11 protein-coding genes are annotated in these 18,866 nt (G+C 44.0%); 5 read left to right on the top strand and 6 right to left on the bottom strand.

The features are described from left to right. Positions 1-148 precede the first annotated feature (148 nt). A complete protein-coding gene (gene cspE / locus H8K52_RS19435) occupies positions 149-352 on the top strand; it encodes a transcription antiterminator/RNA stability regulator CspE (protein WP_126129050.1) in 204 nt (67 codons plus the stop codon). Positions 353-664: 312 nt separating this feature from the next. Here the strand turns inward: cspE and H8K52_RS19430 are convergent, their stop codons facing one another. From H8K52_RS19430 to H8K52_RS19405, 6 genes are all read right to left on the bottom strand, one after another. After that, entirely contained in the window at positions 665-7,459 is a 6,795-nt protein-coding gene (locus H8K52_RS19430) for a hybrid sensor histidine kinase/response regulator (RefSeq protein ID WP_186924571.1), read from the bottom strand. A gap of 93 nt (positions 7,460-7,552) precedes the next feature. Beyond that, complete coding sequence (locus tag H8K52_RS19425; protein ID WP_425507559.1) at positions 7,553-9,931, bottom strand: methyl-accepting chemotaxis protein; 2,379 nt, start codon at positions 9,929-9,931, stop codon at positions 7,553-7,555. Positions 9,932-10,003: 72 nt separating this feature from the next. Further along, on the bottom strand, positions 10,004-10,606 hold the full coding sequence (locus tag H8K52_RS19420; protein WP_246464712.1) for a chemotaxis protein CheW: 603 nt from the start codon (positions 10,604-10,606) through the stop codon (positions 10,004-10,006). 12 nt (positions 10,607-10,618) lie between these two features. Further along, the gene (locus H8K52_RS19415; protein WP_186924570.1) at positions 10,619-10,984 is read right to left on the bottom strand and encodes a response regulator transcription factor; all 366 of its coding nucleotides are present in this window, start codon (positions 10,982-10,984) and stop codon (positions 10,619-10,621) included. 27 nt (positions 10,985-11,011) lie between these two features. Beyond that, complete coding sequence (locus H8K52_RS19410; RefSeq protein ID WP_186924569.1) at positions 11,012-11,413, bottom strand: response regulator; 402 nt, start codon at positions 11,411-11,413, stop codon at positions 11,012-11,014. Between the two features lie 187 nt (positions 11,414-11,600). Then, positions 11,601-11,771 carry a rubredoxin gene (locus H8K52_RS19405; protein WP_315466962.1) on the bottom strand — a complete coding sequence of 57 codons (171 nt, stop codon included), beginning with the start codon at positions 11,769-11,771 and terminating at the stop codon, positions 11,601-11,603. A gap of 314 nt (positions 11,772-12,085) precedes the next feature. On the opposite strand from H8K52_RS19405, the gene hemL reads away from it, so the two are divergent. The 4 genes from hemL to H8K52_RS19385 all read left to right on the top strand — a co-directional run bounded on the left by hemL (position 12,086) and on the right by H8K52_RS19385 (position 18,537). Beyond that, positions 12,086-13,369, top strand: a complete 1,284-nt coding sequence (gene hemL / locus H8K52_RS19400) for a glutamate-1-semialdehyde 2,1-aminomutase (RefSeq protein ID WP_186924568.1) — start codon at positions 12,086-12,088, stop codon at positions 13,367-13,369. Between the two features lie 146 nt (positions 13,370-13,515). Further along, the gene (locus H8K52_RS19395; RefSeq protein ID WP_186924567.1) at positions 13,516-15,381 is read left to right on the top strand and encodes a TolC family outer membrane protein; all 1,866 of its coding nucleotides are present in this window, start codon (positions 13,516-13,518) and stop codon (positions 15,379-15,381) included. A 415-nt stretch (positions 15,382-15,796) separates the two neighbouring features. Further along, the gene (locus H8K52_RS19390) at positions 15,797-16,363 is read left to right on the top strand and encodes a transglutaminase-like cysteine peptidase (protein ID WP_186924577.1); all 567 of its coding nucleotides are present in this window, start codon (positions 15,797-15,799) and stop codon (positions 16,361-16,363) included. Positions 16,364-16,617: 254 nt separating this feature from the next. Next, entirely contained in the window at positions 16,618-18,537 is a 1,920-nt protein-coding gene (locus tag H8K52_RS19385; RefSeq protein ID WP_186924566.1) for a bifunctional diguanylate cyclase/phosphodiesterase, read from the top strand. Positions 18,538-18,866: the final 329 nt, after the last annotated feature.

Raw genomic sequence — 18,866 nt, 5'->3', positions numbered from 1 at the left:
AGTTTTTTTTCCGCCAAGAATGATATTTATTGATATTTAACTTAAGTTCTTATTATCAATATGAAGTGGGCAGGTTAAGAAAGGTAGCTTTACAGAGTTTTCTTGCTTTTTCGGCTCGTGTGATTAGTTTATATTTGAAAGATGTATTATGGCAACAGGTACCGTAAAGTGGTTCAATGATTCCAAGGGCTTTGGCTTTATCACTCCGGATGATGGCGGTGAAGATTTGTTCGCCCACTTCTCCGCGATCCAAATGAACGGCTTCAAGACTTTGAAAGAAGGTCAAAAAGTGCAGTTTGAAGTAACGCAGGGTCCAAAAGGCAAGCAAGCTTCTAACATCCAAAATCCTTAATCCGATTTTGTCATGTTTTTTAATAAACCCGCTACGGCGGGTTTATTTATTTGGCCGTTCCTAAAATAGGCCATCAAGTGTCACCACGTTTCACAATCAGTGCCACATAAATACTTTCGTATCAAATTCAAGATCAACACAAGTCACCACAGGGATCTCGATCGCTTATGATGTATTGAGTAAATCAAGCAAATTGAAGGTTTAAGTACTTGCTCGACAACTACACCTCACTACGCGTCGGTGACGCTCAAAAATAAAAATGCCGCTCAGCTCTTCACCAAACGGCATTCGCTACAACAAAGTTGCGTCAACTCAGGAAATCAACTCAGGCTGACGATTGACAAAGCCACTGATTGCGGACAACAAGTCATCTTCCCGATATGGTTTCCCAAAATACTCGTTGACACCAAGTTCCGCCGCATAATTGCGATGTTTATCGGCAGTCCGCGATGTAATCATGATGATAGGAATATGATTTGTTCTGGAATCACTACGCACGTTTCGCGTCAAATCAAAACCATCCATGCGAGGCATCTCAATATCAACGAGCATGACATCTGGTGTAATTGACTGCAGCTGCTCCAGCGCGTCAATTCCATCTTTCGCCAATACGACCTGATATCCCTCTCGAACCAACAATCGCTGGGTTACACGACGTACTGTCAACGAGTCGTCGACGACCATCACAATGTGATGCGATCGAAGTCCCTGCACAGGCTCCACATTGACTGGAGCAGCTTCTTTCGCAACCATCTCCGCAACAGCACCGAGCTCATACTTAGCGGAATCAACATTAACATCTGGTAGTTTCGCACGTTCAAACTCAATTTTTTGGGCTAATGGCACAGGATTCAAGATCAAAACGATATTACCTGACCCGAGTACCGTAGCACCAGCGATGCCTATCATGCGCGCCAATTGAGGCCCGACGTTTTTGACAACGACCTCACGGTTACCAATGATTTGATCGACATGAATTGCGACACGTTCGTTGTCACTTTTCATGATCAAAATAGGCGTGTATTGCTGCGTATCCGGTGTAGCATCCCGTTCACCCAACATACTAGGCAAATAATGCAAGGGCACACGATTGCCTTGCCACATAATGGCGCCATCGTTGTATGCCGTTGCCAAAGCGGCGGACTTCAATTGTTGCACTTGCTCTACCAAGACAGAAGGCACTGCAAAAGTTTTACCACTAGCATTTAAAATTACCACTTGCGTGACCGCCAAAGTCAAGGGCAAATGAATCGTAAAATGCGCGCCTTTTCCCTCAACCGTGCTGACCGAAACCCGCCCACCTAAAGACGCAGCTTCCGAACGCACAACGTCCATACCTACGCCACGACCAGCCAACTCAGTGACTTCACTAGCAGTTGAAAATCCTGGCTCAAAGATCAAATTGACGACATCTGATTCGTTAATGAAACTCTCATCAGTCAATAATCCAACATTTTTCGCTTTTTCACGAATGCGATGAATATTCAGTCCTTGGCCATCATCAGTAAAATGAATAACGACTTCATTACCTTCTTGACGAATTTCAATCAACAGTTCACCAACTTCATTTTTACCACGAGCAACACGTTCTTGACGGGCTTCGATTCCGTGCACAATTGCATTACGTAGCATATGTTCGAATGGACCAACCATTTTCTCCAACACACTACGATCAATCTCGACAGAAGTACCACGGATATCTAAGTTAACCCGCTTATCCACTTCCTTCGCGGTCTGACGCGCAATCCGATACAGGCGCTCAGAAACACTGGAAAACGGAATCATGCGAACTCGCATCAAATCCTGTTGCAATTCACGCGTTAATCGCGCCTGTGCATGCAAGTCATTCGTAGCGCCGTCAATTGTGCGACTCAAGGTGGTCTGCACAGTCGCAACGTCACTCACACTTTCTGCCATCATTCGCGTCAATTCTTGCAAACGAGTGAATCGGTCAAATTCCAAAGGATCAAATTCACGATCGCCTGAAAACGCCATGCGCGAGGTAATTTGTGTCTCCGCTTGAATCTCTACCTCACGCAACTGATCACGCAAACGACTGACGTTTTCGGTCAACTCTGACAAAGAAGCCTTTAAGGTGTCAACCTCATTTTCCAACTTGGAACGAGAGATAGAAACTTCACCCGCCTGGTTAACCAATCGATCCAAAATATCAGCACGTACCCGCACCAGCGGAACTGGTGCGCTGGCAACCTGCGTCACAACTTGAGGTGCCACTTGGCGCAAAGCACGCGAAACGATTGCAGGCTTTGCAATCGGTGATTGCTCATTTGCAGTTACTTTAGAAGGTAACTCTGATTGAGCCACATTCGCAATGATTCCATCGTCAGCTCGATTCCGCAGATTCATCGAATCTTTATCTGAATCGTTGGCAGCAACGTCGTCACTGTCAACTAACGATGTGGATCGTAATTCTTCAGACCCCAGCGAACTACCAGCCATTTCCTGGTACTGATTCATTTCCTCAGTCGCACTCAGCTCAGACAAGTTGGCTGTTGGTGCTAGCTGCATCGCTAGGTCTGGATTTTGCAATCGGTCAAACAAATGCATGGCGTAGTCATGGCGTGACAATAAATCTTCCAACAAAGGTTGACGAATTGTGCTACCTGTATGCATTAAGTTTTCGATACGGGTTTCCATATCATGGGTATGCTGGCCGAGCTGCATCGCACCAGCCATACGTGCACTCCCCTTCACGGTATGCATCAACCGTAAAATAGACTGAGGGATGGCATCATCCTGAGGGCTTTGCTGCCATGAACGCAATAATTGACCTATCATCGGAAGCAGGTCATTGCCCTCTTCCAAGAAGACAGGAAGCAAATCATGATCAAGCTCATCTGTGACTTTGAGCTCAATTTCTGAACTACTACGTTCTACGACAACATCTTGCGGAGCAGCAACAATAACTTCAGGCAAATCATCGACTGGCACCTCATCGACTGTTTCTGCAGCCTCTGATACGAAGTTGATAGGTAGAGCTGTCGGAGACAAGGCAACAACATCAGATTCAACAGAATCAAAAGAGGATTCCAGATTCGGAGCAAAACTCACTTCATCAGTCGCCAATTCTTCAATCTGACTTTGAGCATCTGAAACTAGAGTATCTTCGACTTCAAGAGAGTCTTCAACAACTACATCGCCAGCATTGCTTGATAAATCCAAAATACTCAGACCAGAAACCTGATCTGGCGAGCCTAACACCAAGGCGGAGGTACTTAACGTCAGCTCGTCGCTATCATGCAACTTGAAATCAATTTGCGCATCACTTAATGCTTCATCTGGTATTGTCAATGTTTGCAATGGTGGTGCGTCTGACGAAACGCCCCCCTCAACTTGATCAACGGCATCAGCCACATCAGTCTGAACAGATTCAACAATAAACTCTGAGATTTCAATGTCATCTTCAGCAACATCCACTGACGATACGCCAATTTGATCAACGATCAAATCAGAATCAATTAGTGGGAGTTCTACCTCAGAATCCAACATCACATGATCTAGCCGCTCGTTGGTTGAAGTAATAAACTCTCCATCATCTCCGACATTAGAGCGTGCAATTACTGCCTCTAATAACTGACTCAACAGCAAATTTTCGTGCGGCACTCGATCTGCCATTTCAGACAAAGCAAATTTTTGCAACATGATTTTTACGCAATCAACCGCGTGATCAAGCAAATCAAACTCCGCTGTCGTTAAGTTGACCGGATGACGTTCCAATCGTTGCAATACATTTTCCAAGCTATGCGCAAGTTCTTGTGCTGGGAAAAGACCAACGGTCGCAGAACTTCCCGCCAAAGAATGCGCAGCATGCACAGCATGACGCGAGACTGGCCGATTCGGTTCATGTCGCCACTCTGAGAAATCCTGCGCGAGGAATCGCACAATCTCGTCCGTCTCCGCCATATAAATAGTGTGCAAAGGCAAACTAATTTCAATCTCGCCAATACGCTTCGTGTTATCTGATTCTTTGGAAGCTGGCATTGAAAAATCAGGAAACTCTATGATTTGAGCAGTTTGTTTTGGCACTTCCTCAGAGTGAACTTCAGGCTCATTGAACTCAGGTGCCTCTCCAAATTCAGAAGCTTCCTCGACATCTCCGAACACATCTACCGTAGTTGATGCTCCTGTTGATGCAGTTTCACCAATGACCTCAACGTCATCCTCTAACAAGAATCCATCATCAAGAGCTAAGATTTGAATTTCTTCTACCGGAGCTTCTGTATCGACCTCACTTAAATTAGAAACATCCGTAGCCAAAATGAGTTCAGGCGCCAACATTTCTTCAGAAAAATTAGCTTCTTCACTAGCGAGTGCTAAGCCTGTATTCTCGACTATGTAAGAATGCTCAACGGTACTCACCGGCTCCATCTCAGGTAAGGCATCAATTGTGCCAACAGAATCATTGTCACCAATTGGTTTGTTTTCAAACCGAACGATCAAACTATCAAGTTCAAGTTCATCCAGCGGCACATCGACCGATTCAGGGATAACAACTTCGGACACATTGAGCGTAGAACTGTCGTTAGGCTCGTTGACAACAGTAGGAACTTGCTCTTGGTTTTCGATCAACGGTACACTGTCGATACTAAAATCCTCGCCTGCTTTGACTCTCAATGCGGCTGCAATAATGGCATCGGAATTTCTTGATGAACTTCCTTTTAATTTTAGCTCTTCCACCCAGTCGAACATCTGCTCTGAGGTATATTCAAGCAATTGGTAAAGCGGCTCAGTCCCTGATCGTGACTCAGATAGCCATTGATTCATCACTTGTTCAATATTCCAAGCACCTTCGCCAAACACCATCAGCCCAACCATGCGACCACTGCCTTTTAAGGTGTGAAAAGACCTACGCAGGCGAATCAGGTACTCCTGATTAGAGGCATCATGACGAGAAAGAGGAATATTTTCTTGTACCGCACCAAGAACTTCATCGGCTTCTGTCAAGAAAATTTCTAACAATTCAGCATCAATTTCGGCTTCAGTCTCAGGTAGGTCCTGACTCAAAGGCGTTTCTTGTGCGGCTTCGACATGTGAAGTTGCCGCGACGATTTCGTCCAGTGCTGTGGCCTGTGAAAGGTCTGCATGCGCCAGTAAGTCAATTGCATTTTTTGCTCGGGCGCTAGCTTCACTGTCATCCAACAAAGCGGCAAACGAACGCTCGTGATCGAAAGAATCCTTCAACTTAGCCTGCAGATCTGAATCGTCAGGTGTATTAACCAAAGATGCCAATAGACGCTCGGACTCTTTTTGCTGCTCAATTAAATCTTGTTCTGCGGTTCCTGCTTGCTCAATTGAATTGACTTCAAGCGGTACTGACGGTAACAACTCCTTTTCCGGTGCTTTTTCTAGTAGACTCGTTTGAAAAATGCCAGTATCGACATCAAAACTAAACCGCCTTTTTGCTAGCTCTGGCTGACTTTGCAGGGTCTCGATAAAAAAGGAAAGTGCCCCAACATTTTGTGCAACTTTCTGATGCAATTGCTCCAACTCGTCAGTCGTAGAAGAGTCATTACTGGCACTGAATGTGCTAACTAGTTGACGGGTATAATTGACCGCAGCGAGAGCATCATCCTGATCCAAGATTGCTAATGCACCGCCTAATTGCGCAAGAACGCCATCGACAGGGGCCAAAATCGCTGTGTTCGAAACATCTCGGAAATGCTCATCGAGCGCTTTCTCTGCTTGCTTTAAACTATGCTGCATTTCGTTAACCAGCACACCCATAGTTTGACGCTGCTGAGCTTCACGCGATATCTCACCTATCCAAGTCACCTGACCATCTGGGATCTCACCGCCAACCACCGATAATAAGCGCGCGGAAATTTCGTCAGCACGAGCTGAAAAATTCCCTGGCAAATGCGTAATCTGCTCTAGAGCATTTTCCAAAAATAATAAACAAGTCGCCAACTCTAAGCCCATTCGTTCTTTATCTTGGGCGCGTACCGCATGACTGGCAATGCCATTCAGTTCTCTTAACAACTTAGTCAGTGGTGGTGATTGCAAGCTGGCACCGAGATCTGCTAATTCCTTCATTTTCTGAAAGAATTTATCCTGCAAGCTGGCGTCGCCATTCGAAATACGCCCCCACAAATTTTTGATATTAGTGAGTAATTCTTTGGCGTTCAACAATACATTCGGCGCAATCAAACCATAACGTTTCTGATCATAATCCGCTGGAACATGATCTTCGAGTTGATAAGCTTTACGAATTTGCGCGACAAATGGCGAAGGTTCACGAACTTGAGCAATAAAAAACAAAGCGTCACGCAGTAAACGCTCCGGCACGCTTGCATTACCTTCAACCAATCGACGAATTTGTAAATTAATTCGCCCCCAAATTTGCTTAATGTGACGCTCATCTCTCGCATCAATCAAAGCCGTTGATTCAGCAAATGCGCGCATCACCAACCAAAATGCTTTGGTCTGTGAGGTCACTTGCGCTTGCTCAATTTCACGAATCAAAACACTCATTTGATTCGAAGCATCAAGTTTAGCGTCAGGATTTTTACTGGTTAAAACTGTCAATAACAATTTCTCGAAACGCAAACGTATGGCACCGTAATTAACATCGGTCGGATGCCCAGAGAGCGCCAACTCCGGAATTTTCTCCTGCACGGATAGCGATGGGAAGAACAAATCGGCTGGATGAATACGTTCAGCACCTTTCAATTCAAGCAACGCCCGGTATTCTGGAAATAAACGGACGGGCTGTTGAGAGTTTCCCGCTAATAAGTCTTCTAAATAGCGTAAAACGGCGTAAAACGCCTCTGTCATCTTCTGAACAGTATCTTTTGAGATTGCCAACTTACCAGCCTGAATACGCTCGATCAGTTCTTCGACTGTTTCAGTAACAATCGAGACCCCTTCGACTTCGACAATTTGCAACGCACCGTGCGCCTGATGCAAATACGTTTTGGCCTGCAATAATGAAGTTGATTGTGCATCAGCTTCTTGACTGACTGCATCATTTAATAACTTACCAGCACTAGAAAGTGCTTCCCGCAATTCCGTCATCACCCAAGACAAAGGCGCAATATCAAATTGCTCCTGTCCAGAATCTAACGTTTTAGAAGAACCTGATGTCATTCTTAAACCCCGCAAACTCTAAAGGCGGAAAACCAAATTTTCCGCGTTGCATACATATACAAGCTAAAGCTATGTTTAACTTGCTATCGAATATCAGGCTGTAACCCGGAATCGAGACACTGAGTTCTTCAATTCTTCCGCTAACATCGACAAGTCTTTAATGGAGAGAGAGGTTTGTTGAGTGCCGTTTTGTGTTTTTTCGGTAATCGTCAAAATGTGTTGAATGTTTTGTGCAACGCCATTTGCGGAGGTTGCTTGCTGTTCGGTAGAAAGTGAAATACCTTGAATCAGTTCTGCCAAACGGTTTGAAACGCTACGAATTTCTGACAACGCAGTACCCGCCGCATCGGACAATTTTGCTCCCTCAACCACACCCTGCGTTGATTTTTCCATCGCCGCAACGGCATCATGGGTATCCGTTTGAATCGTACGCACCAGCGCACCAATCTGCTTAGTCGCTTCAGCCGAACGTTCCGCAAGTCGCTGCACCTCTTCCGCAACAACAGAGAAGCCTCGACCAGCTTCGCCCGCTGACGCCGCCTGAATCGCCGCATTCAACGCCAACACGTTGGTCTGTTCGGTAATATCGGAAATCAACTCGGTAATCTCACCAATCTCTTGTGAAGATTCACCGAGGCGTTTAATACGTTTAGAGGTTTCTTGAATCTGTTCACGAATCTCATTCATGCCCTTGATCGTATTTTCCACCGCTAACGCACCTTGCTCGGCAGCAGCAACCGATTGACGCGCAACCTCAGCAGATTCATTTGCAGAGCGAGAAACTTCAGTAATATCATTTGCCATCGTAGTAATGGCTTTACCAGCATCAACAATTTCACGCGCTTGTTGATGTGAGGCTTCCAACAATTCATCTGAAATATCTTGTGCTTGAGAAGACGCAGAAGTAACCTGAACCGCGGTGTTAGTAACACGACCTACCAGCCCCCGCAACTCTTCCACCGTGTAATTAACAGAGTCGGCAATCGCTCCAGTAATATCTTCAGAAACCGTCGCTTGCACAGTCAAGTCACCATCCGCCACTTCCTGCAACTCATTCATCAATCGCAAAATCGCTGCCTGATTCTGTTCATTTACTGCATTCGCTTGTTCCTCTTGTTTTTGCGCCAATTGCATCTGCGCATCAGCCTCGAGACGACGTTGATTCGCTTCTTTCGTACGATTACGACTATCTTGCAACAACACCACTGCGATACCAGCCGCTGAAACCAGCGCCAACAATGCTGACAACATCAAAAACCAGAAAGACAAATTGGTAGAATCTTGTTGGGCCGTGTAAGTTTTTTCCAAATTAGAAATTTTTTGCTTCAGATCTTCGTTTTCATTAAAAATCAATTGTTCTGATTTTTTAGCTTCAATAAATTCATTGTTTTTCGCCAAAATACTATCCACGTTTTTCTTATAGTCGACGAAAGTCTTTTGCAGCTCATTTAACAAGGAGCGAATCGCTGGATCTTTAACCGCCGCCAATTTATTAATTTCACTACCATTCAAAAAACCTTCAACCAGCTCATAAAACGTATTCGCATCTTTACCTAACAAGAACGCTTTTTCTGGGTTAACACCTTCAGGTGTCATGAACTCACTCGCGCTTCGCGCTAGACGTTGCGTCAACATAACCAATTGACCGGAAGCAAAAATCGCCTGTGCGGATGCGCCGCCTTGCACTTCTTTCGTAGAAATATCGCTAGTTAAACTTTCTAAGGTTGGAGACAACAAGTTCATACTTTCCAGATCTTCACGAAAACCCGCCAACTCTTTTTTGGTTTTCATAATGATCGTTGCCGCATTATTCGAGTTCGTCCAAGCAGATTTAGTCGCTTTGAGAATAGGTTCGGTTGAAGAGCTTGGCTTCGAAACTGAACGGCCTTTAAAGTCACCGCCATTAAGCAAAATATTGATATTCGCATTAATGGTTTTTTGACTTTCTTCCAATTGTGAGAATGCCGCCGGCTTACCGTAAATCGCATTAGGCGCTGCTTTACCGATACGCTGGGAGTGCATCAGGATCTCACCGGAAATCTGTGCCTGAGTAGAAATCAAGGCAGATTTACTTGAATTCAAATAAACGAACATCGCACTCAATAACAAAGATACTGCCATCGCAGCAAGCAAATAGCGAATCTGTCTTTGTAGCGGTAAATGACCGATCAAAGGCAACTTAATATCGCGCCCTTTGTCGATGGGATCACCGATCATCGTTGCATCGACTCGATTAATCGTGCTATCAAAATTGACTTCTTTAGTAAGATCAGGCACTGGCAATGGCTCTGGCTCCACGGCGACGACGTCTTGCTCTTGCAACATGCGTACGTTTTGTGCTTCTTCTATCGTTTCGAGCGGCGCAATCTCTTTCTCAATCGACTCGATCGGTGCCTCTGATGCCTGATTCGCAAAGTCGAGATCTTGGACTTCTTGATCTTCAGTCGAATTTGGTGGGTTGTTCAATGCCATTAAAAAATCTCCTAAACGATTGAAAAGCTAGGCTTTTCCAGTTTTACTTATCCGTCAAACACTTATTTTTATTTACAAGCCAATGTGCAAAAATTCTTGATCCTGAACTAAGAGCGAGAGGCTTATTTGCGACCAGATTTGTCCATCGGCATCTAAAAATCGATTTAAAATCCAAGGTTTCTTTTGCTGCTGATTCACATTCAATTCCGCAGCCTGCTCATCAATGAGATCCATTTCATCCGCATTGCGTAAGCCAAGAACTTTCGACACAAGCAAACCGCTATTGAATGACAATGAATTAGAGAATGCGAGCACGCGACATGAAGAATCGACAAACGTAGCGTCATTTCCCTCAAACAATGAATAATCAATCACACTGGTTAAGCTGCCACGCACGTTTGACAAACCTAAATACCACGGTTTCGTCAGCGGCACTTTGGTTAAATTACCAGAAGACACTATTTCACCAGCCTCGCGTAAATCGACCAAGTAACGGAATTTACCGATTTGAACACCGAGTTGATTTGCCCGGACGTGCGCGCCAGCTTTCGCCGCTTGCATACGTTCCATCAACTGTGACTGAAAGTCACGCAACCTAGCGCGCCTGCCAACAGCAGCAGAAACGGGAATTTCAGTTTCCCGCACTGCCAAATTTTCACTCGAATTGTCTGTCATAAGCTCGCTCGCTTAACCTAAGGCTGCAATTTTGGCGAGTAACTCTTGTGGGTCGATCGGCTTTACCAGATAATCTCTGGCGCCTTGTCTTAATCCCCAGATTCTGTCTGTTTCTTGATTTTTACTGGTACAGATAATGACGGGCACGTCTTGAGTTTCTGGATCGCGAGAAATTGCGCGTGTTATTTGAAAACCATTTTGTCCAGGCATCACCACGTCCATCAAGATCAACTGAGGCTTATCCGCCTTAATCTTCAATAAGGCGTCTTCGCCATTCTCTGCCGTTGAAACAGAAAAGCCATTTTTCACCAGAATATCAGTTAAAAAATAACGTTCTGTTGGCGAGTCATCAACGATCAAAATCTTCTGTATTGCCATTTTCAACCTCGAAAAGTTTTTTTAAATTTAATTAGAAATCGCCTCGGAGGTATATTTTCGTACCGTTTTAAGGAGGCTATCTTTAGTAAAGGGTTTAGTCAGATACTCTTCCGAACCAACCATTGCGCCGCGCGCCCGATCAAACAGTCCATCTTTGGAGGACAACATAATAACCGGAGTATCTCTAAATTTCGCACTCTTCTTAATCAAAGCACAAGTCTGATATCCATCTAATCGTGGCATCAAAATGTCACAAAAAATCAAATGTGGGTGGGTATCATTAATTTTGGCCAGAGCATCGAAGCCATCTTCAGCCAAAACCACTTTATATCCAACTTGACCTAAAAAAATCTCGGCAGAGCGACGAATAGTACTACTATCGTCAATCACCATAATTCTTAAATTTTCATTACTAATGGAAGTTGACATGAGGCAATCTCAGAGTGGAAGAGTTTTTACTACACAACACTTTATCAAAGTTTATCAAGCTTGCACCAATTTTTACGCGTTTCTTCACGATGAAACAACAATTCAACGAAGAGCACTGAGTAAAGCCCTAAAAAATAGAGCAAACAACCTAATTTTCAATGCGCTTCAGACGCAAGCTAGCACTCAATTAAATTGCCACCATCTCAAAATCGTCTTTGCGTGCACCACATTCTGGACAAGTCCAATTTAATGGCACATCCTCCCATTTTGTCCCAGCAGCAATCCCATCTTCGGGCATTCCGGCTGACTCGTCATAAATCCAGCCGCAAATTAGACACATCATTGTTTTATATTCCACGAAATAAATTCCTTTTAGATAACGACTTTAATTAGGTGTTAAGGTAATATCAGCAATCTTTTTTTTTCAACTCAATACAAAAAACAACAGAGTTAGATTTACACAAAAAAGACCGAAGAATAAACAAACTTCTTGTTTTATTCCACAAAAAAGCACGAGGATTTTGATTGATATTAATATTTTCTTTACTTAATAATAATAAAAACCAGTAACCAATAACGGCGTTAATATAGTTAAGAATGTCACACATGCTATAACAAGGCCTTCAAGAGGCCAAATTATGACTTAATTTATTTCTTGCAGAGAGTACATCCATGTCTTCAAATGAGATTTTGTTTCAAAGAGCGCAAATCACCACACCCGGTGGTGTCAATTCACCGGTTCGAGCCTTTCGGTCAGTCGGAGGAACGCCACGCTTTATAAAAAAAGCACAGGGTGCATATATTTGGGACGCTGAAGACAAGAAATATATCGATTACATAGGTTCATGGGGACCTGCGATTTTGGGCCACGCCCATCCAGAAGTGATTGCTGCCGTCCAAAATGCTGCCGAACAAGGTTTAAGCTTTGGCGCCCCGACCGAGGCGGAAATTTTAATGGCAGAAGAAATCTGCAAATTGGTTCCATCCATCGAACAAGTTCGCTTAGTTTCTAGCGGCACCGAGGCGACTATGAGCGCTCTTAGGTTAGCTCGTGGGGCGACCAAGCGAGACAAAATTATTAAATTTGAAGGGTGCTACCATGGTCACGCCGACTCCCTTCTTGTAAAAGCTGGCAGTGGACTTCTGACATTTGGAAACCCCACCTCCTCTGGTGTCCCTGCTGACTTCACTAAACACACCTTAGTACTCGATTACAACGACAGTGATCAACTTGAGGCTGCATTTTCTCAATTTGGATCCGAAATCGCCTGCGTCATCGTGGAGCCAGTCGCGGGCAATATGAATCTCATCAAAGCCACTGAAGGCTTTTTGAAGACAATGCGTCGACTATGCACTGAGCATGGCAGTATTTTGATTTTTGATGAAGTGATGTGTGGATTTCGCGTTGCATTAGGCGGTGCCCAATCACTTTATAACATTCAGCCAGACCTCACGGCACTTGGCAAAGTCATAGGTGGAGGTTTGCCTGTCGCAGCGTTCGGTGGCAAAGCGGAGATCATGGCCCATCTCGCCCCACTTGGAGGTGTATATCAAGCAGGTACGTTGTCTGGAAATCCTGTTGCCGTTGCTGCAGGCTTAACGACATTAAAACTAATTCAAGCGCCTGAGTTTTACACCAATTTAAGCCAACAAACGCAGAAATTAGTCGATGGATTTAATTCCATCGCCGCCGAGCTCAATATCGATTTTTGTGCTGACGCGATTGGTGGCATGTTCGGCATCTACTTCCGCAAAGAGGTTCCAGTCAGCTTTAATCAAGTCATGCAGGCAAATGCGGCGACATTTAACCGTTTCTTCCACGAGATGCTTGAACGTGGCATATATCTTGCTCCATCTGCGTTCGAAGCAGGATTCGTGTCGGCAATGCACTCTGATTCCGTGATCGAAACAACCATTAATGCCGCACGTGACTCCCTACGTAAAATTTACATGTAAATGATTTTATTGAAAAGTTTCCTCAAATCATTGAATGTGTTAACTTTTGAAAAATAGACATAAAAGCATTGTGTATGTAATGAGTTTGCCGATAACCTTCTGCTATCTTTCGTATCAACCTAAATTAGACCTTTTTTGAGAAGAACATGTCATCGAACCTAAAAAAACTTAGTCTGGCGGTCAGCTTAGCATTGGCTACTTTACATGCCCATGCGCAAACTCAAACCTTAAAGGACGCTGCACAGAAAGCCATCCTCACCAATCCAGAGGTACAGGCGAAGTGGCATAGTTTTCAATCAACAAGCTCTGGCAGAGAGGCTGCTTTTGGCGCTTACCTACCAAACGTTAGTTTAAGCGCGGATACTGGTCGAGATAATCGAGATAATCGCTTAGGTAAATCAGAGTTAAGTCGAACATCGGCTGCGATCAGCTTGAACCAAATGATTTATGACGGTTTTTTAACGAGTAACCAAGTTAAACAATTGGATCATCTAAAACAGGTTCGTTTTTTTGAATTACAAGATACTTCCGAGCTCATTGCCTTAGAAGTCGTTCGCGCCTATGCCGATGTGATTCGCTTTCGCAAACTAGTGAGTTTGTCTGAAGATAACTACGTACGTCACCGTGCGGTATTTGAGCAAATTCAGGCAAAGTCTAAAGCTGGAGTCAGTCGCAGAGTCGATCTGGAGCAAATTTCGGGTCGTTTAGCACTAGCTGAATCAAATCTAGTGACAGAAACCTCTAATTTACACGATGTCAGTGCCCGCTTTCAGCGCTTGGTCGGCAGCGTACCAGCAAAAGATTTAGAAAATTTAGGCAATTTATCAAATGGTGTTCCGAGCTCTATTAGCGGCGCTTTAAACACGGCATTCACCAGCCACCCTGCCTTGATGGCAAGTTTGGAAAATATAGAATCCGTCAATAGTGGGATGAACTCCAGGAAATCCGCCTATCAGCCGCGTTTAGATTTCAAAGCTAGAGCGGAACGCGGTAACAATATTAATTTCGTCTCTGGTCGTACCAATAATAATTCTGCTGAATTCGTGATGTCCTGGAATTTATTTAATGGCGGTAGCGATAAAGCGCGGGTACAAGAAGCAGCGGATCAATTAAATTTGGCAAAAGATTTGCGTGACAAAACCTGCCGCGATATTCGTCAAACTTTAGCTATCGCCTATAACGATACTCGCAAACTCACCGATCAACTCAACTTCCTCGATCAACATCAGTTATCGATCGAGAAAGCACGCGATGCCTATCGTCAGCAATTTGATATTGGTCAGCGTTCTTTATTGGATTTACTAGATACCGAGAACGAATTATTTCAAGCAAAACGTTCATTTTCGAATGCTGAAATTGACTTGTTTTTCGCCTACGCAAGAACTCAGGCTGGCATGGGTAAACTATACTCGGCATTAGGCCTGTCGCGTCGTGATGATAATTCTGGCTCGTTGAAAAATCTGGACAATAACTCCAACTCAGCGATGGCAAATTGCCCAATCGAAGCACCAGAAATCTACATAGTCAACAAGGCTCAACTGGATCAACGTGCCATGGAAGGTTTGACGAATCTGGAACCAAGCAAACCAATCGTCAAGCCAACACCATTGGAGTCAGTAGCACCTGTGGCGAAAGCTGAAGAACCAGCCAAAGATCACTTCATGCGGTCTCGCAGTACGATGCTCAATGCATTGAAAGGCTGGCGCGAGGCATGGATTAGTATGAATCCTGACGCTTACTTCAATTTCTATTCACAAAAATATACCTCAAGAGAGTCATGGAAGACAGCACGTCGTGCCCGCTTAATGACAGCCCAAAAGATTAGTTTAGATTTATCTGACATTAAATTTACGATGCAAGACAGCAAGCATGCGACGACTAGCTTCCAACAAGACTATCGTTCAGCTAGTTATCAAGATTCACTTGAAAAGACTTTGTTTTGGGAAGAAATTAATGGAAAGTGGCAAATCGTTAATGAAACGGTCTCAGGTCCAAAAGCAAAGCAATGGTAATGCAAGGAACTTAGCACTCATTAGTTAAACATGAAGACCCGCACTCGATTTCGTATGCGGGTTTTTTTGTGCAATGAAATTGATGTGTAAGATTCTCACGCACATCAATGTTTCCCAAGAGAAGTATTTTTTTCTTGTAGAATAGAAAGTAAGATTGCTATCGAATTTGTTGTCAAACTGAATGTCACGCCGACGCATTGATACAAACGCACTGTAAGATAGGATCATGACGCGTTTTGGCAGTCTGCCTTCAGCGCACTTACTAGACAACTTTTAGTCAGGCCAAAAATTGCCTTCTGTTTTTTTCGCGCGGAGTCGCTTTGGGAAAAAAGTAGTGCTGATAACTTTGTGTATCGCCGCTATTTTTTTGTCGGTGACTTCTCATAGTATTAACTGGGACCGCCTACGTGCAAACATGCGTGCATTTGGAGGTGAGGAGCTAATTTTTAATGAATGGTCTAACTTAATACTGAGCAATTCGGAAGCATCGATTGATACCAAATTACAGAAGGTCAATAATTTTTTTAATCGTAAATTGACTTATGTCGAAGATATCGAAGCGTGGGGGCAATCTGACTATTGGGCAACACCGCTTGAAAGCATGGCAAAAAGAAAAGCGGACTGTGAGGATTTCGTGATTGCTAAATATTTCAGCTTACGTAACCTGAACGTCCCGGATGCCCAACTTAGGCTGATTTATGTCAAAGCTCGTTTTGGTGGGGTCAACAGCACAATTACACAAGCACACATGGTACTTGCCTATTATCCAGTTGCCGATGCTGAGCCGCTAATTCTTGACAATCTCATTTCAGATATTCGCCCGGCTTCACGTCGCAGTGATCTTTCACCGATTTTCAGTTTCAACGGTCAAGGCATCTTCGCAGGAGCTGCTAGTAATGCGACTTTAGGGCCTGGTGGAACGAGCAGGCTATCACGTTGGCAAGATTTACTAGAACGGGCAAAAAAAGAAGGATTTGAATAATTTCAAAACTCGATAATTTGCAAACAGCTCTTCTGTAAAAACGCAGTGAAAAATTGGCTTTTGTGCAAGCTCGGTAAGTTCAATTATTTAGGGATTAGAAAAAGTATTGTTAGTTTGCGTCCGTCTCAGAATGTTCAATTCAAGAGGCTGTGGAAAGCGAAAAATGGCGGGATAAGCACAATGCCAACACCATATTTATGTAAGTCGTGTCAGTAAAATTTAACAAAGTATTCAAAATAAGCAAAGGATCCACCATGTCGATGTATCGCCAACTTTGGTTCGCCATCATTCTTAGCACGTTGATTGCTCTAGTCGGTGGTTTGTTCGCATCGACGATGAGTTCGCGTGCCTACTTAAATGAACAGCTACGAATGAAAAACGCTGACAATGCGACGGTACTTGCCCTGTCATTAAGTCAAAAAAACATTGAGCCTGTGGAGTTAGAACTCATCATTGCGTCACTCTTTGACAATGGCCATTACGCCTCTATCAAAGTCCTTGATCCTACTGGTAAAACCTTAATTGAACGCATTGCACCAGCAGAACAAACTGATGTTCCGGCGTGGTTTAAGCAGCTATTTCCAATTCAATCGACACCAGGTCAAGCGCAAATTAGTAGCGGTTGGAAACAAATTGGCACGATTTCTTTGGTTAGCCAAAGTGCAGGTGCGTACCAGACATTATGGAAATCAATTCAAGAAATGTTTGCAGCACTGGCGCTCTCTGGCTTGATCGCCTGCTATCTTGGCGCCTTAGTTTTACGCCGCATTAAACAGCCATTAAAAGCAGTCATCGATCAAGCCAAAGGCATGACGGAACGTCGCTTCATCACGACACCAGAGTCTAGTGTTCCGGAATTAAAACAGTTATCGGTTGCGATGAACTCAACGGTACTGTTGCTAAAATCGATGTTTGCAGAAGAGGCAGAAAGACTCGAGTCACTACGATTGCAAGCGAATTCAGACTCAACGACGGGCTTAGCCAATCGGAGTCATTTCATTAGTCAGTTACAAGCTTGCGTTGAAGAGGAAAACGCACCTGCTGGCAGCCTGTTAATTATCCGTCTTGCAGGCTTAGCGACAGTGAATAAAACATTAGGAAGAAACAAAACTGATGCCCTCTTAAAACAAGTAGGACAGCTCCTGTCAATTCACCAAAAACATTTGCATGACGGCCTCGCTGCCAGATTAAATGGCACCGATTTTGCACTGTTATTCCGACGAGAAGAAGCGGTACCAATCGCTCGAAAATTACTAGCGGAAATCCATAAAATATTCGCTGATGTCGCGAACGACTTTGTCGTTTTCATTGGTTCCGGGAACTACGAATACGGCATTTCACCGAGTAGTTTACTAGCGCAAGTTGATGCTGCTGTTGCTGGTGCCGAGGCAGCTGGTCTAAGCGATGTGCATCAATCAGCGCCACTCAATATCGAACATGCACCACGTAGCGCTGAGGAGTGGAGTAAATTAATCTTACGTGCAATTGAACAAAATTGGGTAAAACTAGCCTATTTCCCTGTGACTAAAGCGAATGGTGAATTGATCCATAAAGAATCCGCTCTACGTTTGATGTTTGGTGGCGAATGGTTTCCTGCTGCACGATTTTTGCCGATCGCGGAACGCTTAGGTCTCACTGAAAAATTAGACTTAATTGCGATCAAACTAGCCTTAGAAGACTTAAACAAAACCAACGACAACAAAGACATCGCGGTCAATCTTTCCGCAAAATCAATACAGAGTGCCGAATTCCGTGCGCAACTAAAATCTATTATTCAAAGTAAACCTGCAGCAGCAAAACACTTGTGGTTAGAAATTCCAGAAAATGGGGTGTTCGCGAATATTGATGCTTTCCGCATGTTCCACAGCGATATCGCACCGACAGGTTGTAAGCTTGGCTTAGAACATTTTGGACGCCAATTCGACAAAATTAATTTGCTGCATGACTTAAAGCTCAACTATGTCAAGATCGATGGTGGCTTCATCAGAAATATTGATAGCAATGAAGGGAATCAAGCTTTCATTAAAGGCGTCTGCAATATTGTACATAGACTAGCTCTGCTCAGTTTTGCGGAGAGCGTCACTAGCGCAGCAGAATTATCTGCAATTGAACAACTTGGCATCGATGGTGCAACTGGACCGGAGATTGGTCGCCTATTTCCACTAAGCGAATAGTAATGCGCTAACACATCGATTTAGAGCACTTACAAGCATTAGGGCATCACATCCTGATCAGATGACGCGGATACGTATCGAAGCGTCGAAGCCGTTCGCTCAATCACACAACCGAACAAATAGTTGAGCTTACAGATTGATTAGAAATCAAAGAAATTAACCTACATGAAATTCAAGTAAAAAAAGGGACAGTCATCTGTCCCTCAGATCGCTGACAAACCCCGTCTTTTATTAAAAGCGGGGTTTTTTATTGGGTAATGATTGCGTCTCTAGTAGGCACTTTAAAAATAAAAGAACTTCGCCACGTATTTTTCAAACGAAGACTCAAT

This window comes from Affinundibacterium seohonense, from assembly GCF_014284305.1.
Classification (GTDB): Bacteria; Pseudomonadota; Gammaproteobacteria; order Burkholderiales; family Burkholderiaceae_D; genus Undibacterium; species Undibacterium seohonense.
Note: the sequence above shows the minus strand (reverse complement) of the source record. Positions and strands in the feature narration are given on the sequence as shown.